26 protein-coding genes, 2 pseudogenes, 1 riboswitch and 1 other annotated feature are annotated in these 24,999 nt (G+C 37.2%); of the genes and pseudogenes, 14 read left to right on the top strand and 14 right to left on the bottom strand.

Annotated features, from left to right (window positions below):
- Nucleotides 1–6: 6 nt before the first annotated feature.
- Nucleotides 7–228: an IS3 family transposase gene (locus tag C568_RS36460; RefSeq protein WP_018782459.1), complete on the top strand. Its 222-nt coding sequence runs from the start codon at nt 7–9 to the stop codon at nt 226–228.
- A 61-nt stretch (nt 229–289) separates the two neighbouring features.
- Here C568_RS36460 and leuS read toward each other — a convergent pair whose 3' ends face one another.
- The 8 genes and pseudogenes from leuS to C568_RS0115825 all read right to left on the bottom strand — a co-directional run bounded on the left by leuS (nt 290) and on the right by C568_RS0115825 (nt 8,622).
- The gene (gene leuS / locus C568_RS0115855; RefSeq protein WP_018782090.1) at nt 290–2,698 is read right to left on the bottom strand and encodes a leucine--tRNA ligase; all 2,409 of its coding nucleotides are present in this window, start codon (nt 2,696–2,698) and stop codon (nt 290–292) included.
- A 66-nt stretch (nt 2,699–2,764) separates the two neighbouring features.
- Nucleotides 2,765–3,052 (bottom strand) — a binding site (T-box leader).
- A 52-nt stretch (nt 3,053–3,104) separates the two neighbouring features.
- Complete coding sequence (locus tag C568_RS0115850) at nt 3,105–4,298, bottom strand: MDR family MFS transporter (protein ID WP_006096267.1); 1,194 nt, start codon at nt 4,296–4,298, stop codon at nt 3,105–3,107.
- A gap of 164 nt (nt 4,299–4,462) precedes the next feature.
- Nucleotides 4,463–6,316, bottom strand: a complete 1,854-nt coding sequence (locus C568_RS0115845) for an FtsX-like permease family protein (RefSeq protein ID WP_006096268.1) — start codon at nt 6,314–6,316, stop codon at nt 4,463–4,465.
- Between the two features lie 16 nt (nt 6,317–6,332).
- Nucleotides 6,333–7,094 carry an ABC transporter ATP-binding protein gene (locus C568_RS0115840; protein ID WP_018782089.1) on the bottom strand — a complete coding sequence of 254 codons (762 nt, stop codon included), beginning with the start codon at nt 7,092–7,094 and terminating at the stop codon, nt 6,333–6,335.
- A gap of 449 nt (nt 7,095–7,543) precedes the next feature.
- The gene (locus C568_RS0115835) at nt 7,544–7,906 is read right to left on the bottom strand and encodes a VOC family protein (RefSeq protein WP_018782088.1); all 363 of its coding nucleotides are present in this window, start codon (nt 7,904–7,906) and stop codon (nt 7,544–7,546) included.
- 151 nt (nt 7,907–8,057) lie between these two features.
- Nucleotides 8,058–8,189: pseudogene (locus tag C568_RS34300) on the bottom strand (DUF418 domain-containing protein); the annotation flags it as partial.
- A 4-nt stretch (nt 8,190–8,193) separates the two neighbouring features.
- Nucleotides 8,194–8,343: a hypothetical protein gene (locus C568_RS0115830; RefSeq protein ID WP_003208774.1), complete on the bottom strand. Its 150-nt coding sequence runs from the start codon at nt 8,341–8,343 to the stop codon at nt 8,194–8,196.
- Between the two features lie 15 nt (nt 8,344–8,358).
- Nucleotides 8,359–8,622, bottom strand: a complete 264-nt coding sequence (locus C568_RS0115825; protein WP_003208776.1) for a YtzC family protein — start codon at nt 8,620–8,622, stop codon at nt 8,359–8,361.
- Nucleotides 8,623–8,732: 110 nt separating this feature from the next.
- Here C568_RS0115825 and C568_RS0115820 point away from each other — a divergent pair, with 110 nt between their 5' ends.
- The 6 genes and pseudogenes from C568_RS0115820 (at nt 8,733) to C568_RS0115795 (ending at nt 13,504) form a co-directional block, all read left to right on the top strand.
- Nucleotides 8,733–9,692, top strand: a complete 960-nt coding sequence (locus tag C568_RS0115820) for a TIGR01212 family radical SAM protein (RefSeq protein WP_006096271.1) — start codon at nt 8,733–8,735, stop codon at nt 9,690–9,692.
- The gene (locus C568_RS0115815) at nt 9,689–10,261 is read left to right on the top strand and encodes a class I SAM-dependent methyltransferase (protein WP_018782087.1); all 573 of its coding nucleotides are present in this window, start codon (nt 9,689–9,691) and stop codon (nt 10,259–10,261) included. Before C568_RS0115820 ends, C568_RS0115815 begins: the two co-directional genes overlap by 4 nt.
- 127 nt (nt 10,262–10,388) lie before the next feature.
- Nucleotides 10,389–10,535: pseudogene (locus C568_RS35480) on the top strand (ATP-binding cassette domain-containing protein); the annotation flags it as partial.
- 245 nt (nt 10,536–10,780) lie between these two features.
- Nucleotides 10,781–11,464 (top strand): aspartate/glutamate racemase family protein, encoded by a 684-nt coding sequence (locus C568_RS0115805; protein WP_018782085.1) that lies wholly within the window; start codon nt 10,781–10,783, stop codon nt 11,462–11,464.
- Between the two features lie 12 nt (nt 11,465–11,476).
- The gene (locus C568_RS0115800) at nt 11,477–12,019 is read left to right on the top strand and encodes a hypothetical protein (RefSeq protein ID WP_018782084.1); all 543 of its coding nucleotides are present in this window, start codon (nt 11,477–11,479) and stop codon (nt 12,017–12,019) included.
- 174 nt (nt 12,020–12,193) lie between these two features.
- Entirely contained in the window at nt 12,194–13,504 is a 1,311-nt protein-coding gene (locus tag C568_RS0115795) for a PepSY-associated TM helix domain-containing protein (RefSeq protein WP_003208782.1), read from the top strand.
- A gap of 146 nt (nt 13,505–13,650) precedes the next feature.
- On the opposite strand, the gene C568_RS0115790 is transcribed toward C568_RS0115795, so the two are convergent.
- Both C568_RS0115790 and C568_RS0115785 read right to left on the bottom strand, forming a co-directional pair.
- The gene (locus C568_RS0115790) at nt 13,651–14,712 is read right to left on the bottom strand and encodes a tetraprenyl-beta-curcumene synthase family protein (RefSeq protein ID WP_029427349.1); all 1,062 of its coding nucleotides are present in this window, start codon (nt 14,710–14,712) and stop codon (nt 13,651–13,653) included.
- Between the two features lie 36 nt (nt 14,713–14,748).
- Complete coding sequence (locus C568_RS0115785) at nt 14,749–15,552, bottom strand: alpha/beta hydrolase (RefSeq protein WP_018764577.1); 804 nt, start codon at nt 15,550–15,552, stop codon at nt 14,749–14,751.
- 74 nt (nt 15,553–15,626) lie between these two features.
- Between C568_RS0115785 and C568_RS0115780 the strand changes: the two genes are divergently transcribed.
- From C568_RS0115780 to C568_RS0115770, 3 genes are all read left to right on the top strand, one after another.
- Nucleotides 15,627–16,139, top strand: coding sequence for a gamma carbonic anhydrase (locus C568_RS0115780; RefSeq protein WP_018782082.1), 513 nt, complete (start codon nt 15,627–15,629; stop codon nt 16,137–16,139).
- 145 nt (nt 16,140–16,284) lie between these two features.
- Complete coding sequence (locus C568_RS0115775) at nt 16,285–16,827, top strand: phosphatase PAP2 family protein (protein WP_018782081.1); 543 nt, start codon at nt 16,285–16,287, stop codon at nt 16,825–16,827.
- Between the two features lie 12 nt (nt 16,828–16,839).
- Nucleotides 16,840–17,982 carry a glycosyltransferase family 4 protein gene (locus C568_RS0115770; RefSeq protein WP_018782080.1) on the top strand — a complete coding sequence of 381 codons (1,143 nt, stop codon included), beginning with the start codon at nt 16,840–16,842 and terminating at the stop codon, nt 17,980–17,982.
- 81 nt (nt 17,983–18,063) lie between these two features.
- Here the strand turns inward: C568_RS0115770 and C568_RS0115765 are convergent, their stop codons facing one another.
- Together C568_RS0115765 and C568_RS0115760 are read right to left on the bottom strand one after the other, a co-directional pair.
- Nucleotides 18,064–18,672, bottom strand: a complete 609-nt coding sequence (locus tag C568_RS0115765; RefSeq protein WP_018782079.1) for a molybdenum cofactor guanylyltransferase — start codon at nt 18,670–18,672, stop codon at nt 18,064–18,066.
- Nucleotides 18,669–19,178 carry a MogA/MoaB family molybdenum cofactor biosynthesis protein gene (locus C568_RS0115760; protein WP_003201309.1) on the bottom strand — a complete coding sequence of 170 codons (510 nt, stop codon included), beginning with the start codon at nt 19,176–19,178 and terminating at the stop codon, nt 18,669–18,671. The genes C568_RS0115765 and C568_RS0115760 overlap by 4 nt, the downstream gene beginning before the upstream one ends.
- Nucleotides 19,179–19,586: 408 nt before the next feature.
- On the opposite strand from C568_RS0115760, the gene C568_RS0115755 reads away from it, so the two are divergent.
- Genes C568_RS0115755 through C568_RS0115745 form a run of 3 tightly spaced genes read left to right on the top strand, consistent with a single transcriptional unit; the run spans nt 19,587 to nt 20,502 of the window.
- Nucleotides 19,587–19,766, top strand: a complete 180-nt coding sequence (locus C568_RS0115755; RefSeq protein ID WP_003208786.1) for a hypothetical protein — start codon at nt 19,587–19,589, stop codon at nt 19,764–19,766.
- 6 nt (nt 19,767–19,772) lie between these two features.
- Nucleotides 19,773–19,964 carry a hypothetical protein gene (locus C568_RS0115750; protein ID WP_018782078.1) on the top strand — a complete coding sequence of 64 codons (192 nt, stop codon included), beginning with the start codon at nt 19,773–19,775 and terminating at the stop codon, nt 19,962–19,964.
- A 13-nt stretch (nt 19,965–19,977) separates the two neighbouring features.
- On the top strand, nt 19,978–20,502 hold the full coding sequence (locus C568_RS0115745) for a GNAT family N-acetyltransferase (RefSeq protein WP_003201303.1): 525 nt from the start codon (nt 19,978–19,980) through the stop codon (nt 20,500–20,502).
- Nucleotides 20,503–20,998: 496 nt separating this feature from the next.
- Here the strand turns inward: C568_RS0115745 and metK are convergent, their stop codons facing one another.
- The gene (gene metK / locus C568_RS0115740) at nt 20,999–22,198 is read right to left on the bottom strand and encodes a methionine adenosyltransferase (RefSeq protein WP_003201301.1); all 1,200 of its coding nucleotides are present in this window, start codon (nt 22,196–22,198) and stop codon (nt 20,999–21,001) included.
- A gap of 164 nt (nt 22,199–22,362) precedes the next feature.
- Nucleotides 22,363–22,485, bottom strand: a riboswitch (SAM riboswitch).
- Between the two features lie 229 nt (nt 22,486–22,714).
- Here metK and pckA point away from each other — a divergent pair.
- Entirely contained in the window at nt 22,715–24,301 is a 1,587-nt protein-coding gene (gene pckA / locus C568_RS0115735) for a phosphoenolpyruvate carboxykinase (ATP) (RefSeq protein ID WP_018782077.1), read from the top strand.
- A gap of 325 nt (nt 24,302–24,626) precedes the next feature.
- Here the strand turns inward: pckA and C568_RS0115730 are convergent, their stop codons facing one another.
- Nucleotides 24,627–24,998 (bottom strand): ATP synthase subunit I, encoded by a 372-nt coding sequence (locus C568_RS0115730; RefSeq protein ID WP_017153754.1) that lies wholly within the window; start codon nt 24,996–24,998, stop codon nt 24,627–24,629.
- Between the last annotated feature and the right edge of the window lies 1 nt (nt 24,999).

Genomic DNA, 24,999 nt, shown 5'->3' with positions numbered 1-24,999 from the left:
TATCAGATGAAGGCTAGTATGTCTCGGAAGGGAAACTGTTGGGACAATGCTTGTATAGAAAACTTCTTCAGCCACTTTAAGTCAGAGTGTTTTCATTTATACTCTTTCCGTAAAGCTGATGAGGTTAAATTTGCCGTGCGCAAATATATACACTTTTATAATCACCAAAGATTTCAAAAGAAATTAAATAACCTGAGTCCATATAAATATAGAACTCAGGTTACTTAGTTGTGCTTTTTGAATACAGTCTACTTGACAGGGGTCACTTCATAAGGACTGCTCTTTCCTATTAATTTGCAACGATATTAACAAGTTTTCCAGGAACAACAATTACTTTACGAACTGTTTTCCCTTCAATTTGTTCTTTCACTACTTCGATAGCAAGTTGTTCCATTTCTTCTTTTGATGCGTCTTTTTTCGTTTTCAGTTTCGCACGAACTTTACCCATAACTTGAACAACGATTTCAACTTCATCTTCTACAAGTTTAGACTCATCAAATGTTGGCCAGCTTGCATATGTGATTGTTTCACTGTGTCCAAGCTTGCTCCAAAGTTCTTCCGCAACGTGCGGTGCAACTGGTGCAATCATTTTCACGAAACCTTCTACATATTCTTTCGGAAGTACTTCTGTTTTATATGCATCGTTAATGAACATCATCATTTGAGAAATTGCAGTGTTAAAGCGAAGCTCTGCATAGTCTTCTGTAACTTTCTTCACTGTTTGATGGTATGCTTTCTCAAGTTCTTGATTAGAGGCATCTGTGATTTTCTCACTTAGTTCACCATTATCTTGAACAAATAGACGCCATACACGATCTAAGAAACGACGAGCTCCGTCAAGACCATTTTCAGACCAAGCAATTGAAGCATCTAATGGTCCCATGAACATTTCGTAAAGACGAAGTGTATCTGCACCATGGCTTGCTACGATATCATCAGGGTTTACAACATTCCCTTTTGATTTACTCATTTTCTCGTTATTTTCACCTAGAATCATACCTTGGTTAAATAATTGTTGGAATGGCTCTTTCGTTGGAACCACACCGATATCATATAATACTTTATGCCAGAAACGAGCATATAGTAAGTGAAGTACAGCGTGCTCTGCACCGCCGATATAAATATCAACTGGAAGCCATTGTTTTACTTTTTCAGGATCTACAAGTGCTTCGCTGTTGTTTGGATCGATGTAACGTAGGTAGTACCAGCAGCTACCAGCCCATTGCGGCATTGTATTTGTTTCACGACGACCTTTTTTACCAGTCTCAGGATCGACAACATTTACCCACTCTTCGATGTTTGCAAGTGGTGATTCACCTGTACCAGATGGACGAATGTTTTCTGTTTTTGGAAGAACTAATGGTAATTCTTCTTCTTTCACAGCTGTCATTGTGCCATCTTCCCAATGGATAACTGGAATTGGCTCCCCCCAGTAACGTTGACGACTGAATAACCAGTCACGAAGACGGTATGTTACTTTTTGATTTCCTGCACTTGTTACTTCAAGCCATTCAATCATTTTTGCAATTGCTTCTTCTTTATTTAGACCATCAAGAAATGCTGAGTTTACGTGTGGACCATCACCTGTATATACTTCTTTCGTGATGTCTCCGCCTTTTACAACTTCTTTCATTGGAAGGCTAAATACTTGTGCAAACTCATAATCACGCTCATCGTGGGCTGGAACTGCCATTACAGCACCTGTTCCGTAAGTTGCAAGTACATAGTCAGCAATCCATATTGGTAATTTCTCACCGTTTACTGGGTTAATTGCATAAGCACCAGTAAATACGCCTGTTTTTTCTTTCGCAAGTTCTGTACGCTCTAAATCACTTTTCGCTTTTACAGAATCAATGTACGCTTCTACTGCTTCTTTTTGATCCGCAGTTGTAATTTCTGCAACAAGCGCATGCTCTGGAGCAAGTACACAGTAAGTTGCACCAAATAGTGTATCAGGACGCGTTGTGAAGACTGTAAACTTCTCATCTGTACCATCGATGTTAAAGTGTACTTCTGCACCTTCAGAACGACCGATCCAGTTACGTTGCATATCTTTTAAGCTTTCCGGCCAATCAAGATCATCTAAATCTTCAAGCAGACGATCTGCATATGCAGTGATTTTTAACATCCATTGTTTCATCGGACGACGCTCAACAGGATGTCCACCGCGCTCACTCTTACCGTCGATAACTTCTTCGTTCGCAAGTACTGTACCAAGTGCTGGGCACCAGTTTACAGGTATTTCATCTACGTAAGCTAATCCTTTTTCAAATAGCTGTAAGAAGATCCATTGTGTCCATTTGTAGTAGTTTGGATCTGTTGTATTTACTTCACGGTCCCAATCATAAGAGAAGCCAAGTGCTTTAATTTGGTTACGGAACGTGTTAATATTTTTCTCTGTAAATTCTGCTGGGCTATTTCCAGTATCAAGTGCATATTGCTCTGCTGGAAGACCGAATGCATCCCATCCCATTGGATGAAGAACGTTATATCCTTGCATACGTTTCATACGAGATAAAATATCCGTTGCTGTATATCCTTCTGGATGTCCTACGTGTAGCCCAGCTCCTGATGGATATGGGAACATATCTAGTGCATAAAATTTTGGTTTTTCTGTCTCATCTGGCGTGCGGAATGTTTTATTCTCTTCCCAATACGCTTGCCACTTCTTCTCAATTTCTTGATGATTAAAGCTCATGAGATATCCTCCATTCAAATTGTATTTATTTTCACCGCCTAAAATACAAAAAACCTCTCATCCCTAGAAAGGGACGAGAGGTTATAGATTCCCGCGGTACCACCCTAAATTAATGTAATAAAGGATGTTCAAAACGTTCGGTAAAGATAGCTGTCGCATTTCTTTATCTTCCTTTTGAACAAGCACTAATATATACATTCGCTTAGATCCGTAACGTGGATAGACGGCAATTGCTACTTTGGTTCACAACTGCAACTCAAAGGCGAGTTCATAACGAAACGTGGATTGACTTGCACCAACCGTCAACTCTCTAAACCAGCTTCTATTACTACTACTCCTTCTCACTGTTATTAAAAGTATGAGTTAATTTAAATATATTCTAAAACATGTTACATGTTCCGTCAAACTAAACTGCAATTTTTTCTTCTACTGTTTCTTCCACTTTCACTCGTTTATCATAAATGCTCGTTGCGATAAGCGCTACTACAAGCATTACCATGATTGCTATAAACAATACTTCCATATTGTATAAGTCAACAATTGCTCCGCCAACAACTGGGCCAAACATTTTCCCAACAGTCGCTGCGCTATTTACAACACCTTGATAAAAACCGAGCTTATCATTTGGTGCAAGGATATTCGCAATCGTTGGAACAGCTGGCCAAACAAATAATTCACCAATTGTTAATGTCACCATCGCGACAAGGAACATGGTAAATTGCTGTGCTTGACTAAGTACAATAAATGACACTGCAAAAATGCCGATTCCGATCATAATTTGTTGTTTCAAAGAACGCTTCATCGCACGAATAATCGTACTTACTAATGGCTGCGCACAAACAATCATCGCCCCGTTTATCGTCCATAACAGGCTGTAATGACGAAGGCTAATATTTAATTCCTGCATATGTGTCGCAATCGCACCTTGCCATTGTACATATGTAACCCAGCATAAAGCATATGCTACACATACGATAAGAAGTGCCTTGAATCCAGGTGTAAGTGACCAACCTTTTTTCTTTCCTTCTTTTACTTCTACACTCTTATCTTTCTGATCTTCCATACCACGGAATCCGATAAAGGCAATTAAGAAGAAAATAAAGTATAAAATAAAGTTCGCTAAGAAAATATAATCAAAACGATAAGAAGCAACTAAACCACCGCACGCTGTACCAACAGCGATTCCAACGTTTTGTCCAACATACATCGCATTAAATGCTCTCCGTCCGCCTTCTGGCCAAACCGTACCAACCATCGCATACATCGATGGAAAGACCATACCAGAACCGAATCCAATTAACGCAAGCCACACAATATATAATGGCCAACCATGGAAGAATACAAGACCTAAAATCGCTAATAGTGTAATCACAATTCCTACTAAAATCGACTTATATCCGCCCCATTTATCAAATAAAACACCGCCGAGTAAGTTACCAATTACTCCTGTTAACGAGTTAATCATTAATACCATTCCGGCCACAGATAACGATTTTCCTAAATGATCATGTAAATAAATTGTATTAAATGGCCATAAAAAAGAAGCACCCGTGACATTAATAATCATCCCAGCTACTAATAGCCATACTTTCCTTGGCATAGTTTCCCCTCCTATTCTGTTTTTTTCGTTCTATACATAACAGTAAAATTGTAGTCGTTTTTAAATAGGAAGGCAACTGATTAATAGTTGGTGAAATTCAGATAATGATATTTAAATGAAAAAGAAAAAATACCGAGCACCCTCTGCTCGGTATTTTCTAACTCTTAGTCCTCTTTTGGAAGAACAATTCCTTTATACAATTGAACTGTAATGAAGTAGTAAATTGTGTAAATGACCACGAAAATTACAATTGGTAACCAAATACGGAAATACGGGTCAATTAAGATAAATCCGAAAATATTCATACCAACTAACACGTGAGCAATACCGACAATCGCTGGGAATAAGAATACTAAGAATAATTCTTTATAGATAGACTTCGTTAATAATTCACGGCGAACACCGATTTTACGAAGCATTTGGTAACGTGTGATATCGCTTGATGCACCCGATAGAATTTTAAACATTAAACAACTTGCCATCATTGCTAAGAAAGCAATTCCTAGGAAGAGCCCCATAAATACTGTTCCACTAGCGATGCCGTAAAATCCAGTATAAAACTGGTTCTTACTTTGCAAGGAATTTTCTTTTACATTTTTATATTTAACTAGCTGCAACTCGTCAATTTTTTTCCACTCTTTTTTATATGTTAAGAAATCATCTACTTTTCCAAGTAATGCAACGCCCTCTTTACCTTGCAAACCATCATACATTTTTTGGTCTACAATTTTAATTGTTTGATTAGGGGATACATAAATTGGATGAATCGTGCTTAATGCCTGATCCCACTCCTTTGGAATCACATTATCAGATTTTTCTTGACCGGAACTCGAAATCGCACCTACTGGCAGTTCTTCAGAAACTCGTTTCACTTTACCAATATCTTTCATTCCTTTAAAATCTTTTAAATCTTGTATTAAAGGACGATTTTTCTCTAAATCTTCTTTTAAATAATAGACATATTTATCGTCTGTTTTGTAACGATATTCACTTTTCTCTTTAAATGTAATACCATCTAAAATTTTCTTCTCTTCGGCTGTTGGATTATGAATCGCAACATCATAAATTGCCAAACCATCGACAGTAAGCATAACGTTATTTTTGAACGCCATACCGCCTGAAATCGCACCCGCTCCAAGCGCCACTAACATCGCTACTGTAGCTAGTACTTTTGTTAAGCTATTGATGCGGAAATTTAACTGTGCAAATGTAAAAGCATTAAGTCCTTTTTCAGTACGCTTTTTATTACTCTTTAGCTTTTTAATAATAAGCGGAAGGAATGTTCCAAATAACATGTAAGTTCCAGACGTTACAGTGATTAATGCAATAATAACCCCCATTTGCGCCAACTTACCCATGTAAATCATAGAAGCATAGCCGATTGCTAATAGAATAATTCCAACGAATGCAGCTATAACAGTCTTTACTCCTGCTTTAGAAACACGATCCGTTTTAGAATCAGCATGAACCAGTTGTAGAACCGTAATACGTGATAATTTGATACTATTCATAATTGCTGATAAAACAAATAGTACTAAGAAGAAAATACATGTAACAAGCATAGATGGAGCATAAAATGCATGATAGCCACCTGCAGTAAATTCAAGCTGTTGCATAAGTAGTTTACCAATTCCTTGCGCGAGCCCTACACCGACTGCAATACCAACTACAAGAGATGCTGCTCCTAATACAATTGTTTCAATAAACATAAGCAGTGTCACCTTATGCTTTTTGGCTCCTAACATCATATACATACCAAATTCTTTTTGACGAAGTGATAGCAAGAAAGAATTAGCATATAAAATATAGAAGAATGTAATGATAGCTAATAGTACCGCTCCAGCATGGAAGACGAATTGAATACTACTGATTACAGAATTCGCCTCAATAAACGCCTTATTCAATGCTAACGTTTGGAACATGTAAAAGATCGAAATTGACATTACAAGACCAACAAGTAAGACAATGTAATCTTTCAGCTTGCTTTTCAGTCCTGACATAGAAAGCTTAAATAACATGTCTGAACCTCCTTTCTTATGCTTTTTGTGTGCCTAAGTCTGCAAGCACATCTAAAATTTCTTTATAGAACGCTTCGCGCGTACCACCGCGGTGAATTTCTTTGTATAACTCGCCGTCTTGAATGAATAAAATACGCTGACAGTAACTTGCGCTATATGGATCGTGGGTAACCATCATAATCGATACACCTTGTTCTTCATTTAAGTTTGTCATTGCATCTAAAAGACTCGTTGCATTTTTAGAATCAAGCGCTCCTGTTGGCTCGTCTCCTAAAATGATCGCTGGCTCATGTACAAGCGCACGCGCTGCTGCTGAACGCTGTTTTTGTCCACCAGATACTTCAGATGGGTACTTTTGAAGTATTTCTGAAATTCCTAACATTTCAGCTACCTTTTCTACTTTCGGTCCAATCTTACGTGATGGAACGCCTTGCAAAGAAAGTGGCAGAGCAATATTTTCATAGATTGATAAGTTTTCTAATAAGTTAAAGTCTTGGAAGATGAATCCTAACTTTTGTGAGCGGAAATCAGATAGTTCTCCTTGCTTCATTTTTGTAATATCTGTACCTGCAATTTCAACAACGCCGCCCGTTGCTTTATCCAATGTTGAAATTACATTTAATAACGTTGTTTTCCCTGAACCAGATGGCCCCATAATTCCAACAAATTCACCCTCTTGAATAGAGAATGATACACCTTTTAAGGCATGTGATTGGCTCTCGCCTTTTTTACCGTATACTTTTTGGACGTTTTTTACGTCTACAACTGGTTTGCTCATCCTATATCCTCCTACAATTGTTTTTCTATTTCCTAGTTTGTACCATTTCTGCATCATCTACCATTGTTTAACATTACATTTACCTTACACTTTTGTAATATAAATGCTTATTTTTCATTTTTTTAGAACCATATCAATAGATTCATTCCATTCAATTTCATAGAAAAAATCACATTAAAAACGCGTTATCTTGCTAACATTTACATTCGGATATACATCGACATTCTTTATTTTCATAGTATTGTTCATCTATATCCCTTCCCCTTCACATTTTCCTTATCATGCTTTTTATAAACAAACCAATACATCTAAAAATTTAAATGTCCACCTATTAACATACCATATATTACCACAAATAACGATAAAAAATTCGTAATATTCGGCAATTCAGATTATAATGGCGCACAAAAAGCCGAGCCCATGTAAGCTCAGCTTTTCCTTTTATTGTTTTAACCTTTTAAAACGAATTCATTCCCTTCATTATCGTTAAAGATAGAGAATGTACCCCAAGGCATTTTATTTGGCTCTTGTGTAAATTCTACCCCGTTCTTCTTCATTGTTTCATACGTTTCTGTCATATTTTCTGTTACGAACACGATTGATGCTTTTAGCCCATTTGTATTTGGCATCATTGTTTTGGGATAAATGACTAAGTGCGAACGTGTGCCTTTTGGTCCTACTTCAATCCAGCTTGCGTTTGGTCCCATTGGATCGTTACGATATACTTCAAATCCAGCTTTCTCTGTCCAAAATTCAAGTGCCTGTTGTTGATCATCTACGTAAATCGCTACTGTGCCGATATGTGCAATCATTATTTCTTCCTCCGTTACTATTCTTACTTGAAACTTAATTATAACGGAGAGATTCAAAAATACAAAAAGCTGCTCCATTTCTGAAGCAGTTTTTTCTCCAACATTATTTTTTTAAAGGCGTAGCTGTCCAATACGTAATCACACGCCAAATTTATTCGAATGGCCCCATCTTGAAAAACTTCATCTAGATGACACTGAAAATAATTTAGATTGTATAAATTGCGATACATACATATAGAGTCTGCATATACATCAGGTTTCCTGTAAAATTAAACAAGCGACCTGGCTTACTCTGATTGCTTTGATTTTTGTGGTTGTCCTTTTTTACGATTACGCTGTTTTGCTTGTACCACTGGATCGAGTTCATTTGAGAACTCAGCGTTATGTCCATTTTGCGTTTTTTGCTCTGGGTTATTTTGATCTGAGCGCTTTGCCATTACATTCACTCCTTATTAGTGCGGTGTAATAATCATTTGGTGCTGTAATTGACGAACTGCCATACGTGCACGATTTAATTGCTCACGTTGTTCATCATTCGCATGTTGCTGCATAATTTGTAAATCATTATAAGCTTGTTCTAATTGTAATTGTGCATCAGAATACTCCATTGTATTGTAATGCTCTTGTCTACTTCCGATATCTAATTGCTCTTTTGCATATTCTATAGCTTGCTCTGCTTGCGTAATGTATTCTTCAAGTGATTGACGCTCTGCCATGATGTAGCCTCCTTGCCTTTAGTTCTCCCTTAGTGTGTCCCTTCCATATCGACCTTATGAGTATGTTATAATGGATTTTGTTTCATTTTAGGCTTTAGGAGGGATATGTAATGAAGGTTCAAAACCCTTTTCCATATACAAATGACAATAAACGTTACCATACGTGGAATTATCACTTACGAAAAGAGTTCGGCGAAAAAATCTTTAAAGTTTCATTAGACGCTGGATTTGATTGCCCAAACCGTGATGGCACAGTCGCATACGGCGGATGCACATTTTGCAGCGCTGCTGGTTCTGGTGACTTTGCTGGCGATCGCCGCGATGATGTTGTAACGCAGTATCATGAAATGAAAGAAAAAATGCACTCGAAGTGGAAAGATGGAAAGTGTATCGCTTATTTCCAAGCATACACCAATACGCATGCTCCATTAGAAATGCTAAAAGAAAAATTCGAACCGCTGTTGGCAGAAAAAGATGTTGTTGGTCTTTCAATCGCAACTCGTCCCGACTGTTTACCTGACGATGTCGTTGAATATTTAGCTGATTTAAATAAACGCACGTATCTTTGGGTTGAACTTGGACTGCAAACCGTTCATGAGCGCACTGCGAACCTCATTAACCGTGCTCATGATTATCCATCATATGTAGAAGGTGTAAACAAACTTCGTAAGCATGGCATTAAAGTATGCTCCCATATTATTAATGGGCTTCCGCTTGAAGACTACGACATGATGATGGAAACTGCACGTGAAGTCGCAAAACTTGATGTACAAGGTATTAAAATTCACTTACTTCATTTATTAAAAGGAACACCAATGGTGAAGCAATATGAAAAAGGACAGTTAGAATTCCTTTCTCTTGAAGATTATGTCAGTCTTGTTGTGGACCAACTTGAAATCATTCCAGCAGATGTCATTGTGCACCGCATCACAGGTGACGGTCCACCTGACTTAATGATTGGTCCAATGTGGAGCTTAAATAAATGGGAAGTATTAAATTCCATCGATGCGGAATTTATACGCCGCGGAAGCTGGCAAGGAAAATATGCAAATGAGGTGAAACCCGTATGAAATTAGAACGTGTATTACCGTTTGCACGCACGCTTTTGCAAACAGCTGTCAAAGAAGGTGATTATGCTGTAGACGCAACACTTGGCAACGGTCACGATACTTGTTTTTTAGCGGAGATTGTTGGCGAACACGGGAAAGTATTCGGATTTGATATTCAGCGTAAAGCAATTGAAAGTTCGGCTACTCACCTAAAAGAAAGAGGACTTGAAGAACGAACTGTTCTCGTTCATGATAGCCACGATACTTTGTTATCTGTATTACCAGAAGAAGCAAAAGGCAAAGTAACCGGAGCCATTTTCAACTTAGGTTACCTTCCTGGCGGTGACAAGCATATCGTTACAAAACCAAATTCAACGATAGCTGCTATCGAACAATTATTAGAAGTCATGGCACCAGAAGGCATCATCGTCCTAGTCATTTATCATGGTCATCCAGAAGGACAAGTCGAGCGCGATGCTGTCCTGCAATTCGCCGAAGAGCTGGATCAAAAACAAGCTCACGTACTTCGTTACGGCTTCATCAACCAACAAAATAACCCGCCATTTATTGTGGCGATTGAGAAACGCTAAATATATCGGCGATTCAACAAGAATCGTTATAAAAAACGTGCATGTGCTGCACGTTTTTTTATTGTTCCGAGAATAAAATATACCATATAATGGATGCGCGAAATCTATAAAGACGGAGGCAATCATTTTGTTATTAGAACGAAAAGAAATACAAAAGACCTATGGCAAACAACTGCTACTAAAAGACATTCATTTATCTATTCCAAAAGGACAAGCGGTTGCCATTATCGGTGGCAATGGTACCGGAAAAAGTACTTTACTCAAAATGATTGCTTCCATTCATCTCAAAAAAGAAATGCCGGAACTATTATGGGTTTTTCCACCTATCAATAGTTTTCTGATGTTTGGACAATATGAACATCATTTGCTTGTTCACGTGCTTTTGCTTACTGCATGAGCACTTGCATATTCATTTGTTTTAATGAGTTTGTTTCTTTATCTTGTACGAAAAAGAAGGAACATGTAGACGAAAACAAGAATTTCTAAATTTAGATTATGAAATCAGGAGGATATACAACAATGATTGGAATACTAGCAGGAATGGGGCCGAAATCCACAGGCCCCTTCGTTGATACAGTAGTTGAGCAATGCCAAAAAGTATACGGTGCGAAACATGATATGGATTTTCCTCATATGATGATTTATTCCTGTCCAACACCTTTTTATATGGATAAACCGATTGATTATAAAGCTATGGAAAATGCTATTATAAATGGCGCACAAAAACTTGAAAACACAGGTGTCGATTTTATTGCCATACCTTGTAATACAGCGCACTTATATTTTTATGAATTACAAAATTTAATTTCAGTTCCCATTTTAAATATGGTGGATGAGACGATAAAAGAAATACCCGATCACGTAAGGAAAGTAGCTCTCTTAGCAACCGATGCGACTGTTCAATCCGGTATATATCAAGATGGGATTGCAAAACGTGGTATGGACTATATACATAAAAATAGCTGGCAAACGGCTATCACTCAAATTATCTCAAACATAAAAATAGGAGACTTGCCTGACGCAACTAAATCATGGCGTACACTTTGCATAGAATTAGCTGAAACGGTAGATGGAGTTATTATAGCTTGTACAGATTTAAACGTTGTATTAAACACCGGAGCACACAGCCTTTATTTAGTGGATTCATCAGCTTGCCTTGCGAAGGCAGTGGTGAATGAATACTTGTCCAACAAAAAAGTATAGAAGGAGAATTCCATGCAAATAGAAAACATCCCTTTTGAAATGGGCTATACATTCGATGAAAATCTCCGCGAAAAACCACTATCCCTTGCTGAAATGAAGCAAGGGATTACATTTTTAAAAACAAATTTAGCTCATTCAGATATATCATATGCGAAGCAATGCGGTTTAATCGGTGTTTACGACCGAATCGTAGGAAACCTTTCTGAGAGCAAATACTACTTACAAAAGGCCATAGAAAGATATGAAGCCTTACAACATACGCAAGGAATTTTTATTAACAAACTTCGCCTTGCTCATGTATATCATTGGGAAAGTGACTTTGAAAAAGCAAATGAAATCTTTGCTGAACTCTTTCATATGTTGCACCAAAATGATTTAACAAATTACGAAGATTTTCTCTATCAACATTACGGAAAAAGTAAACTAGATGAAGGAGATCTGAATGTAGCTTTGCCTTACTTTCAAAAAGCACTCCAAATTCGAATAAAAAAAGGAAATGAAGAACTTATTCGCTCGACAGAACTATGTATCCAACATTGTTCCTCGCGCCTATAAATATATCAACCCCTCGACAGAAATCGCTAAAAAGACGTGCACATGCTGCACGTCTTTTTTATATGCCCCTAAAACTTTTAACATTTTTCACAATTCTTTCAAAGTAATCACACTTTATCCCGATATATTAAATGAGCATTCATTTTATAAAAGGTTGGACGGAGGATTTAAAATATGAAAAAGAATCGATCGCTTCATTATATTTTCTGGAGATGGCATTTTTACGCCGGTCTCTTCATAGCACCACTACTCATTACTTTATCACTCAGTGGCATTGGTTATTTGTTTCGAGAGGAAGTTGAGAATTTCATCTATAAAGATTTATATTTTGGAAATAGTAGGCAAACAGAATCTCTTTCTATGTCTGAATCCATTTCAACAACAGAAAAGAAATATCCTCACTATAACGTGACGAAAATTAGCTATTTTAAAGATGATCATAATACAAGACTCACAATGGCAAATGAATATACAGGTGATCAGAAGTATGTTTACTTAGATAAACATAACCAAATTGTTGGGGATCAAAATGCTGATGCAACGTTTGCAAATATTATGCGAGAATTACATAGCTCTCTTCTAGTAGGCGGTACCGTTGTAAACTACTTAGTCGAACTAGCCGCTTGCTGGACGATTTTTTTAATTGTTACTGGTTTATATATGAGTATAAAACGCTTCAAGAAACCCCCAGTATCAAACGCTAGAGAGAGATCCAAACGACTTCATAGCATAATCGGTATTGTATTTACAATTCCACTCGTTCTCTTAGTACTAACAGGATTACCTTGGTCTGCTTTCATGGGAAAACAAATTTATAACATAGCAACTTCCAATGAATCACTAGGATATCCGAAATTATATATGGCTCCTCCAGAGTCTAAGTTTAAAGAGTTACCGTGGGCGACTAGACAAGAAACACCGCCACAATCAGATTCAAACGAACAGACAGCTCTTTCAATTGATGAGTTAGAGAAATCGATTCAAATTGAAAAACCATATGTCATTTCATTACCAAATGAGCCAAAAGGAGTATTCACTATTTCAAAATCTAGCGGTTCTGGTATTACAGGAATGCACGTATCACCAAATGAAGAGATTACTGCTTATTTTGATCAATATAGCGGCACTCTCATTTCAAAAATTGACTATCGTGATTATGGCTTATTTGCACAGTGGTTTTCTTATGGCATCCCCCTTCATGAAGGACATTTATTTGGATGGCCAAACAAAATACTATGCTTACTTACAACCTTGTCCTTACTATTCCTCATTTATTTCGGTGTTAAAATGTGGCTAGCAAGAAAGCCACAAGGTAAGGTGGGAGCACCATCAAAACAAAAGGATAAAAAAAGCATATTTGCCTTTATACTTATTATGATTTTATTAGGAATTGTCATGCCTTTATTCGGTTTATCTGTTCTTATTATTTTTGTAGTTGAGTTTTTACTATATCTATTCTCTAAAATACGGGTAAAAAAAGTATAGAAAAAAGCATTTGTACAATTCATCTTGTACAAATGCTCTTTATTTATGACCAATTTTTTCTTTCTCTCACGAATTAAAAAAAGAACATCATCAAAAATCAACATAGAAAAAGACGTGCACCAAATGCACATCTTTTTCTATTTCTATCACTGCGCCATTTTCTTTCGGTACATCTTCCCGTTCCAATAGAAGAATCGTGAAGTGAATCCACCATATTTCACGATGCGCCGTGCCATTTGCTGCATATTCTTTTGCTCTGATACCTTTTGATCAGATAAATAAATCCCAAGGAGACCGCGGCTAATAAGGCGATGAAACTTCGCATGTGGTAAGCCATCAATATTTCTTTCTGCTTCTTCCACAAAATGCTTCATTCGCTCTAATACGACTTGTTCATTTTCATAATAACTACAGAAATTTAAGTCCCCGCCAAGTCGGTCTTCTTCTTGATCAATAAAGTAATCAAGCAAAATATGAAGCCCTTGTACGTACGGGAAATAACCTTGCTTAATCTTTGCAATATCTTCATCAAGTAATTCATCATGAAACGCATACGCCACGAGACAAAAGATTCCAAGTGTTGATCCTGCACATGCCGAAAATTCAAACCAGCTCATTGGCGGTACATTTTCCTTATGAGCCTCAAACCATGTTTGTAAGCGCGGTTCTCTTTCTTCTAGTTTCACATGCTTATGAATTTGTAAATCACAATAATAACAAGCAAGTTCGTGAAGAATCGGAGCGATTTTATCATAGTGCTTCGTTTTCTTTAAAACATCTTGGCATGTTGCAACAAGCTCATCTAAATAACCACCATCATCTTGATCATCTCGATAACGATAGTAATTGCTTCCTTCACTCTCTGGTGTTAATGCAGTCAGCATTGATTCATGCAGTGCAGCAAAATCATTCGGATCAAGCGATGTACTACGATCACATAAATTATCTAAGTAATCACTAATCGTCTGATACGCCACAATAAAACGAATACATTCCTCGCGTTGTTCATTTGCGAGCAGCGCTAAAATACCACCGCCTTCACAATGAAATGTTTTATGCTCAATACTTGCAATCGCTTGACTATGAAGTTCGTCATTTGGAATATGGTAGGCACGCTCTTTCCACATCGCTAGCTCATGGTGTACAACCGGAAACACATCACGGTATACTTTCGCCATGAGCGTTATGGGATTACTCGGTACGTTCACTTCTTCCTTCATCTCCTCTATTAAATGTACAAATAATTATTTATTTGTTTCTATTATGTTATTTACATGTATTTCAGTAAATGACTTGATATAGTTCAAAATCTCATCTTGCTCATACTCATTTAATAGCTCATGGTAACAATTTGACCATTCTTTATATGCCTTATCACTAATATTTAAGTTATCAAACCATTTACGGACACGTGTTTTATCTACAATTTTATCCTCACATGCCTGCATTAGCAAGAGCGGAACGTCTGGAAACTCATCTATTTTGTCATGAGCAATCTCAATAGATTTTATCAATTCACTATACCAACGAACCGATACCTTGCGCAAGAACAATGAATCATTTTCCATCGCATCGCGAACTTCTTTATTTCTCGTTGACATGTTTACTGTAAGTTTGGTGGGAAATTGAAGTTTTGGCGTGAGAATATTTAACACCTTTGAAACAGCTCGAAGCGGAGCAGCAGGTACAGCTAATACACCTAAGCATGGCGAGCTTAATATAATTCCATCTATATCGTCTCTCTTCGTTTCTTCCATCATTCGAATGACAATAAGACCGCCCATACTATGTCCAAATAAAAAAATAGGTAGCCGATACTTTCTTGCTTCTTTCACCCATAATTTTATTTCTTCTATGTATTCATCAAATGAGTCAATATGTCCTCTATTTCTTGAAGTTGTTCCATGAGCTGGAAGGTCTCCCATGACAACATGATACCCGAAATGATTCCACATTTCTGCTAGCGCCTCATAACGTCCGTGATATTCCATCGCACCGTGCACCATCACGATTACCGCTTTGGCTGCTTCCGCTTCATAATTCCACATACGAAACTCCTCCATTTCACTCTTTTCCTTAATTTGATACACTAAAACTAGTTTCTAAGAAAGGAAGGCTTTACATGATATATCCTTATAAAGATAAAAATCCAAAAATTGCGAGTAGTGCTTTTATCGCTGACTATGTTACGATTACAGGCGATGTCACAATTGGTGAAGAATCAAGCATTTGGTTTAATACAGTCATTCGTGGTGATGTGTCTAAGGTAATAATTGGAGACCGCGTAAATGTACAAGATCAATGTACACTTCATCAAAGTCCACAGTACCCTCTTCTTTTAGAAGATGATGTAACAGTTGGACATCAAGTTATTTTACATAGCTGTACCTTAAAAAAAGACTCTTTAATCGGGATGGGATCTATTATTTTAGACGGTGCTGAAATTAGTGAAGGTGCATTCATCGGTGCTGGTAGTTTAGTTTCACAAGGAAAGAAAATTCCACCTAATACACTGGCTTTCGGTCGTCCGGCAAAAGTCATTCGCGAATTAACAGATGAAGATCACAAAGATATGGAACGCATTCGCAAACAATATGTTGAAAAAGGACAGTACTATAAGTCACTGCAAAAATAGTCTCTACTTGCTGCCACCACGATGGCAGCTTTTTTCGTTAAAACTCTAACGTTTTCTTTACAAAATCTTATTATTCCCTCAATAAAGTCTTATTAAAATAGAAGATATAATCTCAATATATATGTAAATGAGGGGGAGAGATTTCATGAAAGCTAAATCCGGCAGCTCCTTATATAAAATAGAATGTTACATTTTCAAAGGAATTAACCGTTACTTTGATCAAAAAACATTAAATATCTTTTTCCGTACCATTACACATATCGGTGGTGCAATCTTTTCCATCTCGCTCACGTTATGCTTTCTTATATTTTCACAGGGTCCTCTGCACGATGCAGCAATTACAGCAGCTCTTTCATTAACAATTAGTCATATTCCTGTGCAAATATTAAAAAGGTGGTATCCACGCAAACGGCCTTATTTAACAATTCAAGATGCAAAATATCCATCGCATCCATTAAAAGATCATTCTTTTCCGTCAGGTCATACAACAGCTATTTTTTCGGTAGTTGTTCCATTTATTTGTTATGCTCCAAACTTATTAGTCGTTTTACTTCTATTAGCAATTATTGTAGGAATTTCCCGCATCTATCTCGGGCTTCATTATCCATCAGATGTATTTGTAGGTATGTGCCTTGGCACATGTTCTGGCATCATCTCTTTTTATCAATTCATTCCATTTTTCATGTAAAGGAGAGATTGGATGAGAGTCGCCATATTTACTGATACATTTACACCGCAAGTAAATGGCGTGGCAAACACACTAGATCGTTTGACCCTTTATTTTCAAAAACAAAATATTGCTTACTCCGTATTCGCACCGCAGCATACAGCAGAAGATGATTTCGTAGCCAATGTGAATAAAATGAGAAGTATTCCGCTAAAAATACTGTATCCAGAATGTCGATTCGCTTTTCCAACTCCGCGTATTAAGCGGGAACTTCTTAACTTTCAGCCGGATATCATTCATGTCGCTACTCCTTTTAACATGGGACTATGCGGCATGTATTACGCGAAAAAATTAAATATCCCTCTTGTCGGTTCTTATCACACTGACTTTGATTCCTACTTGCAATATTATAAAATTGAATTTTTCTCCAATATGTTATGGAATTATTTAAAGTGGTTTCACAGTAGTATGCAAAAAAACTTTGTCCCTTCTCCTGAAACATTACAGCAATTAACTCAAAAGGGATTTCGAAATTTATATATATGGGGGCGCGGCGTAGATTGTTCCCTCTTCCATCAGGCTTACAATAAAGACCTATTCCGAAAAAAATATAATATTACTGCTCCATACATTCTTTCCTATATCGGACGCATTGCCCCTGAAAAAGATATCGAAACACTGCGTACACTGATTCACACAACAATAAAAGAACGAAAAGATAATATTCATTGGCTCATTGCAGGAGATGGTCCCCTTGCTGAAGAATTACGTGAAACTTTACCAGCAAACGTTACGTTTACGGGATATTTACAAGAAGAAAATTTAGCAGAAGCTTATGCATGCTCCGATCTCATGATATTTCCATCGGCCACAGAAACGTTTGGCAATGTCGTTCTTGAATCGCTCGCATGTGGTACACCAGTCGTTGGTGCGAATTCTGGCGGGGTAAAAAATATTATTACAGATGGAAAAACAGGTTTTCTTTGCGAGCCCAAAAATTCGAACTCATTTTTATCATCTATTTATCAGTTGTTAAATAACGAAGAAATGCGTAAACAGATGGGCATAGCCGCTAGATTCTACGCCACTACACAAAGCTGGGATGAAATTTTTCATGGTTTATACATGCAATATGAAGAGGTGCTTCACCAAAATAATACCGAACTACTTGCGTAATAAAAAAATTGACCTCAAAACATATAGCAATGAACTCATCCATCGTATTCATAAAGAGCAAAAAGGTATGACTCTATAACGTCATACCTTTTTGTTCTTTTTCTCATTCAGTAACCGCGCATATTCCTCTTTTGTATTTACATTCACAAATAATTCTTTCGCTACATTCCATTCTTCTTCCATCACATATTTTACGTTGCACTGTGATAAAAGTTGTCCCATACTTCGTTTTTCTTCATTTAGTAATACGTATATTTTTTCTTTTACACGATAATGATACGCTGCTAATAACGGCTGCTTTCTTCCATCAATAACCGGAACAATTGCCTCATATTCACCACTTATTTGTCCTACTAATGCTGTAATCCAGTCATTTGAAAGGTTCGGTGCATCACAAGGCGAAACGATATACCACTCCGTCTCTATATGCTCCATCCCCGATACAATTCCAGCAAGCGGTCCATCTCCTTTATAGGGAGGAATATCTTCTATAACAGGAACGTCTACTAAGGTAACAATTCTTTCTTTTATATCAGGATGACTAATCACAACTACATCTTGTATAGTATCCCGCATCATTTGAACAATCTGTTCGATAAAAGTATGTCCTTGCCACCTTGCCAATGCTTTCGGCTCACCAAATCGTCTCGACATACCACCAGCTAATACAATCCCAGCGAGCTTTTTCATTGACGATGCAGCTCAAATGTAATGTGTCCTAACTCTGGTAAAATTAATTTATTCATCGCAAGGCGAACTGCCCCGCTAGAACCTGGCATCGAAAAGACAACTTTTCTTCCAATTGTTCCGCCAATTGCTCTACTTAGCATTGCAGCGCTGCCGATATCTTCTAAATAACTAATCATCCGAAACAATTCACCAAATCCAACAATTTCTTTATCTAATAATGCCGAAACCGCCTCAATCGTAACATCACGCTTTGTAATACCAGTTCCTCCATTTGTTAAGACAACATCAACATCTTCTTGATGATATCCACTTAATACAGCTTGCCTAATACTTTCTTTATCATCTTTTACAATTTTATAAGCGGTTACTATATGGCCCGCTTCTAATAATAATTCTTTTAACAACTTACCACTCTTATCCGTCTCTTCTGTACGTGTATCAGAGATTGTAATAATTTTACAACGAACCTCTGTGGGTGCTTGTTTTTTATGTTCTATTACGCTCATTTTTATTCGCCCCTTCTTATGAACTACTCATAATTTTATCATATCGTATAGAAACTTTATTACATATGAAATACATCACATATCCACAATTATCTATTACATAACCGAAACATCATGATACAATATAAGTATATATAACCATAAAAAGGGAGTTTATCTATATCTCTTTATAATCTTAAACAACCTGTCCCATGAATTCCTTTTCTTATAATCCTAATTCCCTTCCAATTCATTACCTATAGATTAGATATCAATTTTCTAAAATGATATGTATTCATGCTAGACGACTCTATTCGTTATTATCGAGAACCGTGGTTCCTCTTGCTTTATTTTATTTCAATGGATTAGGAATCGCACGAAATAACCAGATACATACTAAATAAATTTTCATAATTAGGAGGTTCATTCATGGAACTTTATCAAAAACTCACAACGGTATTTATCCTTCTATTTGTCGCTTCCATCAGTGCTGGGATGGCATTAAAGGATGCTGTTCCCTATTCAGCAATTGGCGGCTGGGGATTTGCGACACTCTTTTTACTATGCAGTGCATTTTGTGCTGGAAAAGCGCGTCAAAAGAAAGGATGATGACCATTGTTTCGCAAAAAACCTACAATTTGCAGATCATGCGGAAAAGAGATTCAAACATATGAAAAAGCATGGATTCATATGCCGTTCCCTCCAAGCGGGATGACGAATATGAAAAAATATATTGAGCTTGATGGAGAAGTATATTGTGGTTCGTGTGTTGGAGTATTCACGAAACAAAATAATGAGGTGAAATAGGAGGTATACCGAATTGTTCGAATCAAATCGAATTCGCTTACGAAAGTTTTCAGAAGACGATATTCCCATCTATCATCTTTGGCGGAACGATATAGAAGTTATGAATACCACTATCCTTAATCTTGATGTCCATTCCGTTCAAGAAACAGAAGCGTTTTGCAAACAAATCATCCACTCTCCCACTTCTAAAAGTTATATCATTGAACAAAAAGATAGTCATCTTCCCATTGGTCTCACTTCTTTAATTAACATCGATCCACACAATCGGAATGCGGAATGTATTATTGATATCGGTAAAAAGAATTGCTGGGGACAAGGATACGGGAAAGAAGCCTTAACAGTGTTATTAAATTATGCCTTTTTAGAATTGAACTTACATCGTGTATCCTTACGTGTATTTTCATTTAATGATAAAGCCATTTCTCTCTATAAAAAGCTCGGCTTTCAACATGAAGGTACCTGTAAAGAAGCTGTATTCCGAAATGGGAAATGGCATGATATTGAAATGTTTGCCTTGCTGCAGAACAACTACAAGTAATGTGAAATTTCCATCAGTGAAGAATGTAAAACAACTACTTTTTAAGGTGGTAAATAAATAAAAAAGTAATTCTTACTATAACTAATCATCTGTGTATACTGCTTTCCGTTCGTATATTTTTCCATGTATAAAGATTTCACTGATCGTTCTATGATTGGTTATTTCATTATGCTGCTTGTAACTTCACTACTTGCTTTTTGTTGTAAATGCTTGAATACTACAGCCACTTTTATAATAGGCAATATATTATCTGCAATAATCTCATATTATTTTATCCATGTAACAAGTGATGAATATTTTGGGGGATATTTTAAACCATTAACACCCATCCAATTATTGACATTAGTTAACTTCCTAAATTTGATTCCACAATTATGTGCAATCAAATTAGCCAATATACATTTGAATAAAGTTCAAGATTAACTTTACCCAAATGTGTGTTAACATGCCTAAAAAAAAGCTTCGCGCCTTCGCGCAAAGCTTTTTTCTTCTTATATTATAGACCAGCTTGCTCTTTTAAAGTTGCTGCTTTGTCTGTACGTTCCCATGAAAGCTCTACATCAGTACGTCCGAAGTGGCCGTAAGCCGCTGTTTGTTTGTAAATCGGGCGACGTAAGTCTAACATTTTGATGATACCAGCTGGGCGAAGATCGAAGTTGTTACGAACTAGTTCTACTAATACTTCTTCAGATACTTTACCAGTGCCGAATGTATCAACTGAAATTGATACTGGTTGTGCCACGCCGATTGCGTATGCAAGTTGTACTTCTGCTTTTTCAGCAAGACCAGCTGCTACGATGTTTTTCGCAACATAACGAGCTGCGTATGCTGCAGAACGGTCAACTTTTGTTGCATCTTTACCAGAGAATGCACCGCCGCCGTGACGAGCGTATCCGCCGTAAGTATCAACGATAATTTTGCGTCCTGTTAAACCAGCATCCCCTTGTGGTCCACCGATTACGAAGCGGCCTGTTGGGTTAATGAAGAATTTCGTTTCCTCATCCATTAATTCTGCTGGTACTACAGCTTTGATTACGTGCTCTTTTAAGTCGCGATCGATTTGTTCCCATGTAGCTTCTGGATGATGCTGTGTAGAAATTACAATTGTATCGATGCGTACTGGTTTACCATTTTCATCATACTCAACTGTAACTTGCGTTTTACCGTCTGGACGTAAATATTCTAATGTTTCATCTTTACGAACTTCCGTTAAACGACGAGCTAATTTGTGAGCAAGTGAGATTGGAAGTGGCATTAATTCTTTTGTTTCATTACATGCGAAACCAAACATTAAACCTTGGTCCCCTGCACCAATTGCCTCAATCTCAGCGTCAGTCATTTGACCTTCACGTGCTTCTAACGCTTGGTCAACACCCATAGCGATGTCAGCAGATTGCTCATCGATAGATGTTAAAACTGCACAAGTTTCTGCATCGAATCCGTATTTTGCACGAGTGTAACCGATACCTTGAATTGTTTCACGAACGATTTTTGGAATATCTACATAAGTAGAAGTCGTAATTTCCCCCGCTACCAATACTAAACCAGTTGTTACTGTTGTTTCACAAGCTACACGTGCATTTGCGTCTTTTGCTAAGATCGCGTCTAAAATTGAATCAGAAATTTGGTCACAAATTTTATCTGGATGTCCTTCAGTTACAGACTCAGATGTGAACAGATGACGTTGTTTTGTCATGTGGTAAACCTCCCTACAGTAATCGTATATATTGTACGGAACTCATCCTTAATTTGCCACAAACTGCGACATTCATTTATTCTCCCACACAAGTATAAAGAAAAACCTTTCCTATATAGAGGAAAGGTTTGATTTGCTACTTGCATACTGCTTTTTGCCCTTCGCTCTTATCGTTCGAGACCGTTCGCCTCGCACAGGTTTTAGCACCTATTCACTTGTTTATTACCGTTACAAGTGAGGTTGCTGGGCTTCATCGGGCCTGTCCCTCCGCCAGCTCGGGATAAGAGAGTATCCGTCCCAACCTATACTAAAGAAATGATATTCATTTGTCAATTAATATTCACATATTCCTACAAGTTTTTCGCATTATTTGTTGGACGAAATATAAATAGGAAAATAATACATTCGCACAAACAAAAATAAATAAATAGTATACATTATTTATATGATTGTGTTATACTCTTGATGGGGATTACGAGAAATATTTCATTAAAATGAAAAGGATGGTATATAAATATGAGTACTGTGAATGTCCAAATTGGATTACACGAATTACTGAACGGAAGCAATGCACAGGTTCAATTAAGCGTTCCACAATTAGTGGAAAAAGTACTAATGAGAAATGAAGGAAAATTAACTTCTACTGGTGCCGTCTCTGCTTCTACAGGAAAATATACAGGACGTTCTCCTAAAGATAAATTTATTGTGAAAGAAGCGTCGGTTGCCGATAAGATTGCTTGGGGACCTGTAAATCAACCGATTTCTGAAGAACATTTTAATAAATTATATACAAAAGTATTAGAATACTTAAAGGAAAAAGAAGAATTATTCGTATTTAAAGGATTCGCTGGTGCTGATCGTAACTATCGTCTTCCATTACAAGTTGTTAACGAATATGCATGGCACAATTTATTTGTACATCAATTATTTATTCGTCCAACTGAAGAAGAATTAACAAATCATGAAGCTGAGTTCACAATTGTTTCTGCACCAAGCTTTAAAGCAGATCCAGAGATCGACGGTACAAACTCTGAAGCATTCATCATGGTTTCATTTGAAAAACGCATCGTATTAATCGGTGGTACGGAATACGCTGGAGAAATGAAAAAATCAATCTTCTCTATTATGAACTTCTTACTTCCAGAACAAGATATTTTATCTATGCACTGCTCTGCAAATGTAGGTGAAGAAGGCGATGTCGCTTTATTCTTCGGTTTATCTGGAACAGGTAAAACAACATTATCTGCTGACCCACACCGTAAATTAATTGGTGATGATGAGCACGGTTGGTCTGATAACGGTGTATTCAATATTGAAGGCGGTTGCTACGCAAAATGTATTAACCTTTCTCATGAAAAAGAGCCGCAAATTTTTGATGCCATTACATTCGGATCTGTACTTGAGAACGTTGTAATTAATGATCAAACACGCGTTGCAGATTACAATGATACTACATTAACAGAAAATACACGTGCTGCATACCCAATTGATGCGATTGATAATATCGTCGTACCAAGTGTTGCTGGACATCCAAATACAATTATTTTCTTAACTGCTGATGCATCTGGGGTATTACCTCCAATCAGTAAATTAAATAAAGAGCAAGCTATGTACCATTTCTTAAGCGGTTACACTAGCAAACTAGCTGGAACAGAGCGCGGCGTAACATCTCCGCAAGCGACATTCTCAACTTGCTTCGGTTCTCCATTCTTACCACTTGATGCATCTCGCTATGCTGAAATGCTTGGTGAGAAGATCGAGAAACATGATGCAAAAGTATTCCTAGTAAACACTGGCTGGACTGGTGGCGAATACGGCGTTGGAAAACGTATGAACTTAGGTTATACTCGTGCAATGGTGCAAGCCGCATTAAACGGCGAGCTTGATAACGCTGAAACAGTGAAACATGACATCTTCGGTCTTGAAGTACCACTTCATGTACCAGGTGTACCTGATGAAGTATTAATGCCTGAACAAACATGGGCTGATAAATCTGCTTACAAAGCAAAAGCAATCGAACTTGCAGGTAAATTCAAAGAAAACTTCAAGAAGTTCGAGAACGTTTCTGAAAACATGATCAAATTAGGCGGTCCAATCGCTTAATTTAACCTTTACTGTTTGAATACCCCTTTACTCATATGAATAAGTATGTTGTAGCCTAAAAAGTGCGCGTACTCACCGACAAAACCCATGCGGCTTAATAGGTTACACATACTTACAATAAAAAAGAAGCTTACGATAAAAACGTAAGCTTCTTTCTATATATATTTTGATTTCCCAACATATAAATCGCGGCTTCGAAAACAAAAACAGATTCTCCACTCACTTTCTCCTTTTGTTTTCACGCGACATGGGGCGAAAAAAGGCACTGACCGCTTCTATCCATGGACGGAGCCTCTCTTCTACCTAAAAGAAAAGGTTTTTGTATTTATTTCTTCGCATCCTTCATACTGTAATACCCTAAATTAATAACGATTAAAAAATAACCACCCATAATTCCAACAGCAAATGCCCACATGACCATATGGTGTTCAATCTCATACATAATAATCGCACCAAGTATCGCTGCTGCAAAGCGATTAATCATACCAAGTGTTGGTGCCTTACTCTTTTTTACAATACTATCTCCAAGCTTTTCAATACGTCTTCCTAAAATCCAAACACAATACATACTAACGAGTAAACCAATCCCCACACCTAAAAAGTGGGCTGAAAAAGGTGTCATCGCCCAGCCTAATAGCATCGCGCCCAGCAAATAATACATTTGGATTTTAAATGACCTTAGTGACATACTAATCATG

Source organism: Bacillus sp. 95MFCvi2.1, from assembly GCF_000374965.1.
Taxonomy (GTDB): domain Bacteria; phylum Bacillota; class Bacilli; order Bacillales; family Bacillaceae_G; genus Bacillus_A; species Bacillus_A pseudomycoides.
This window is presented reverse-complemented; position numbering and strand designations above follow the sequence as displayed.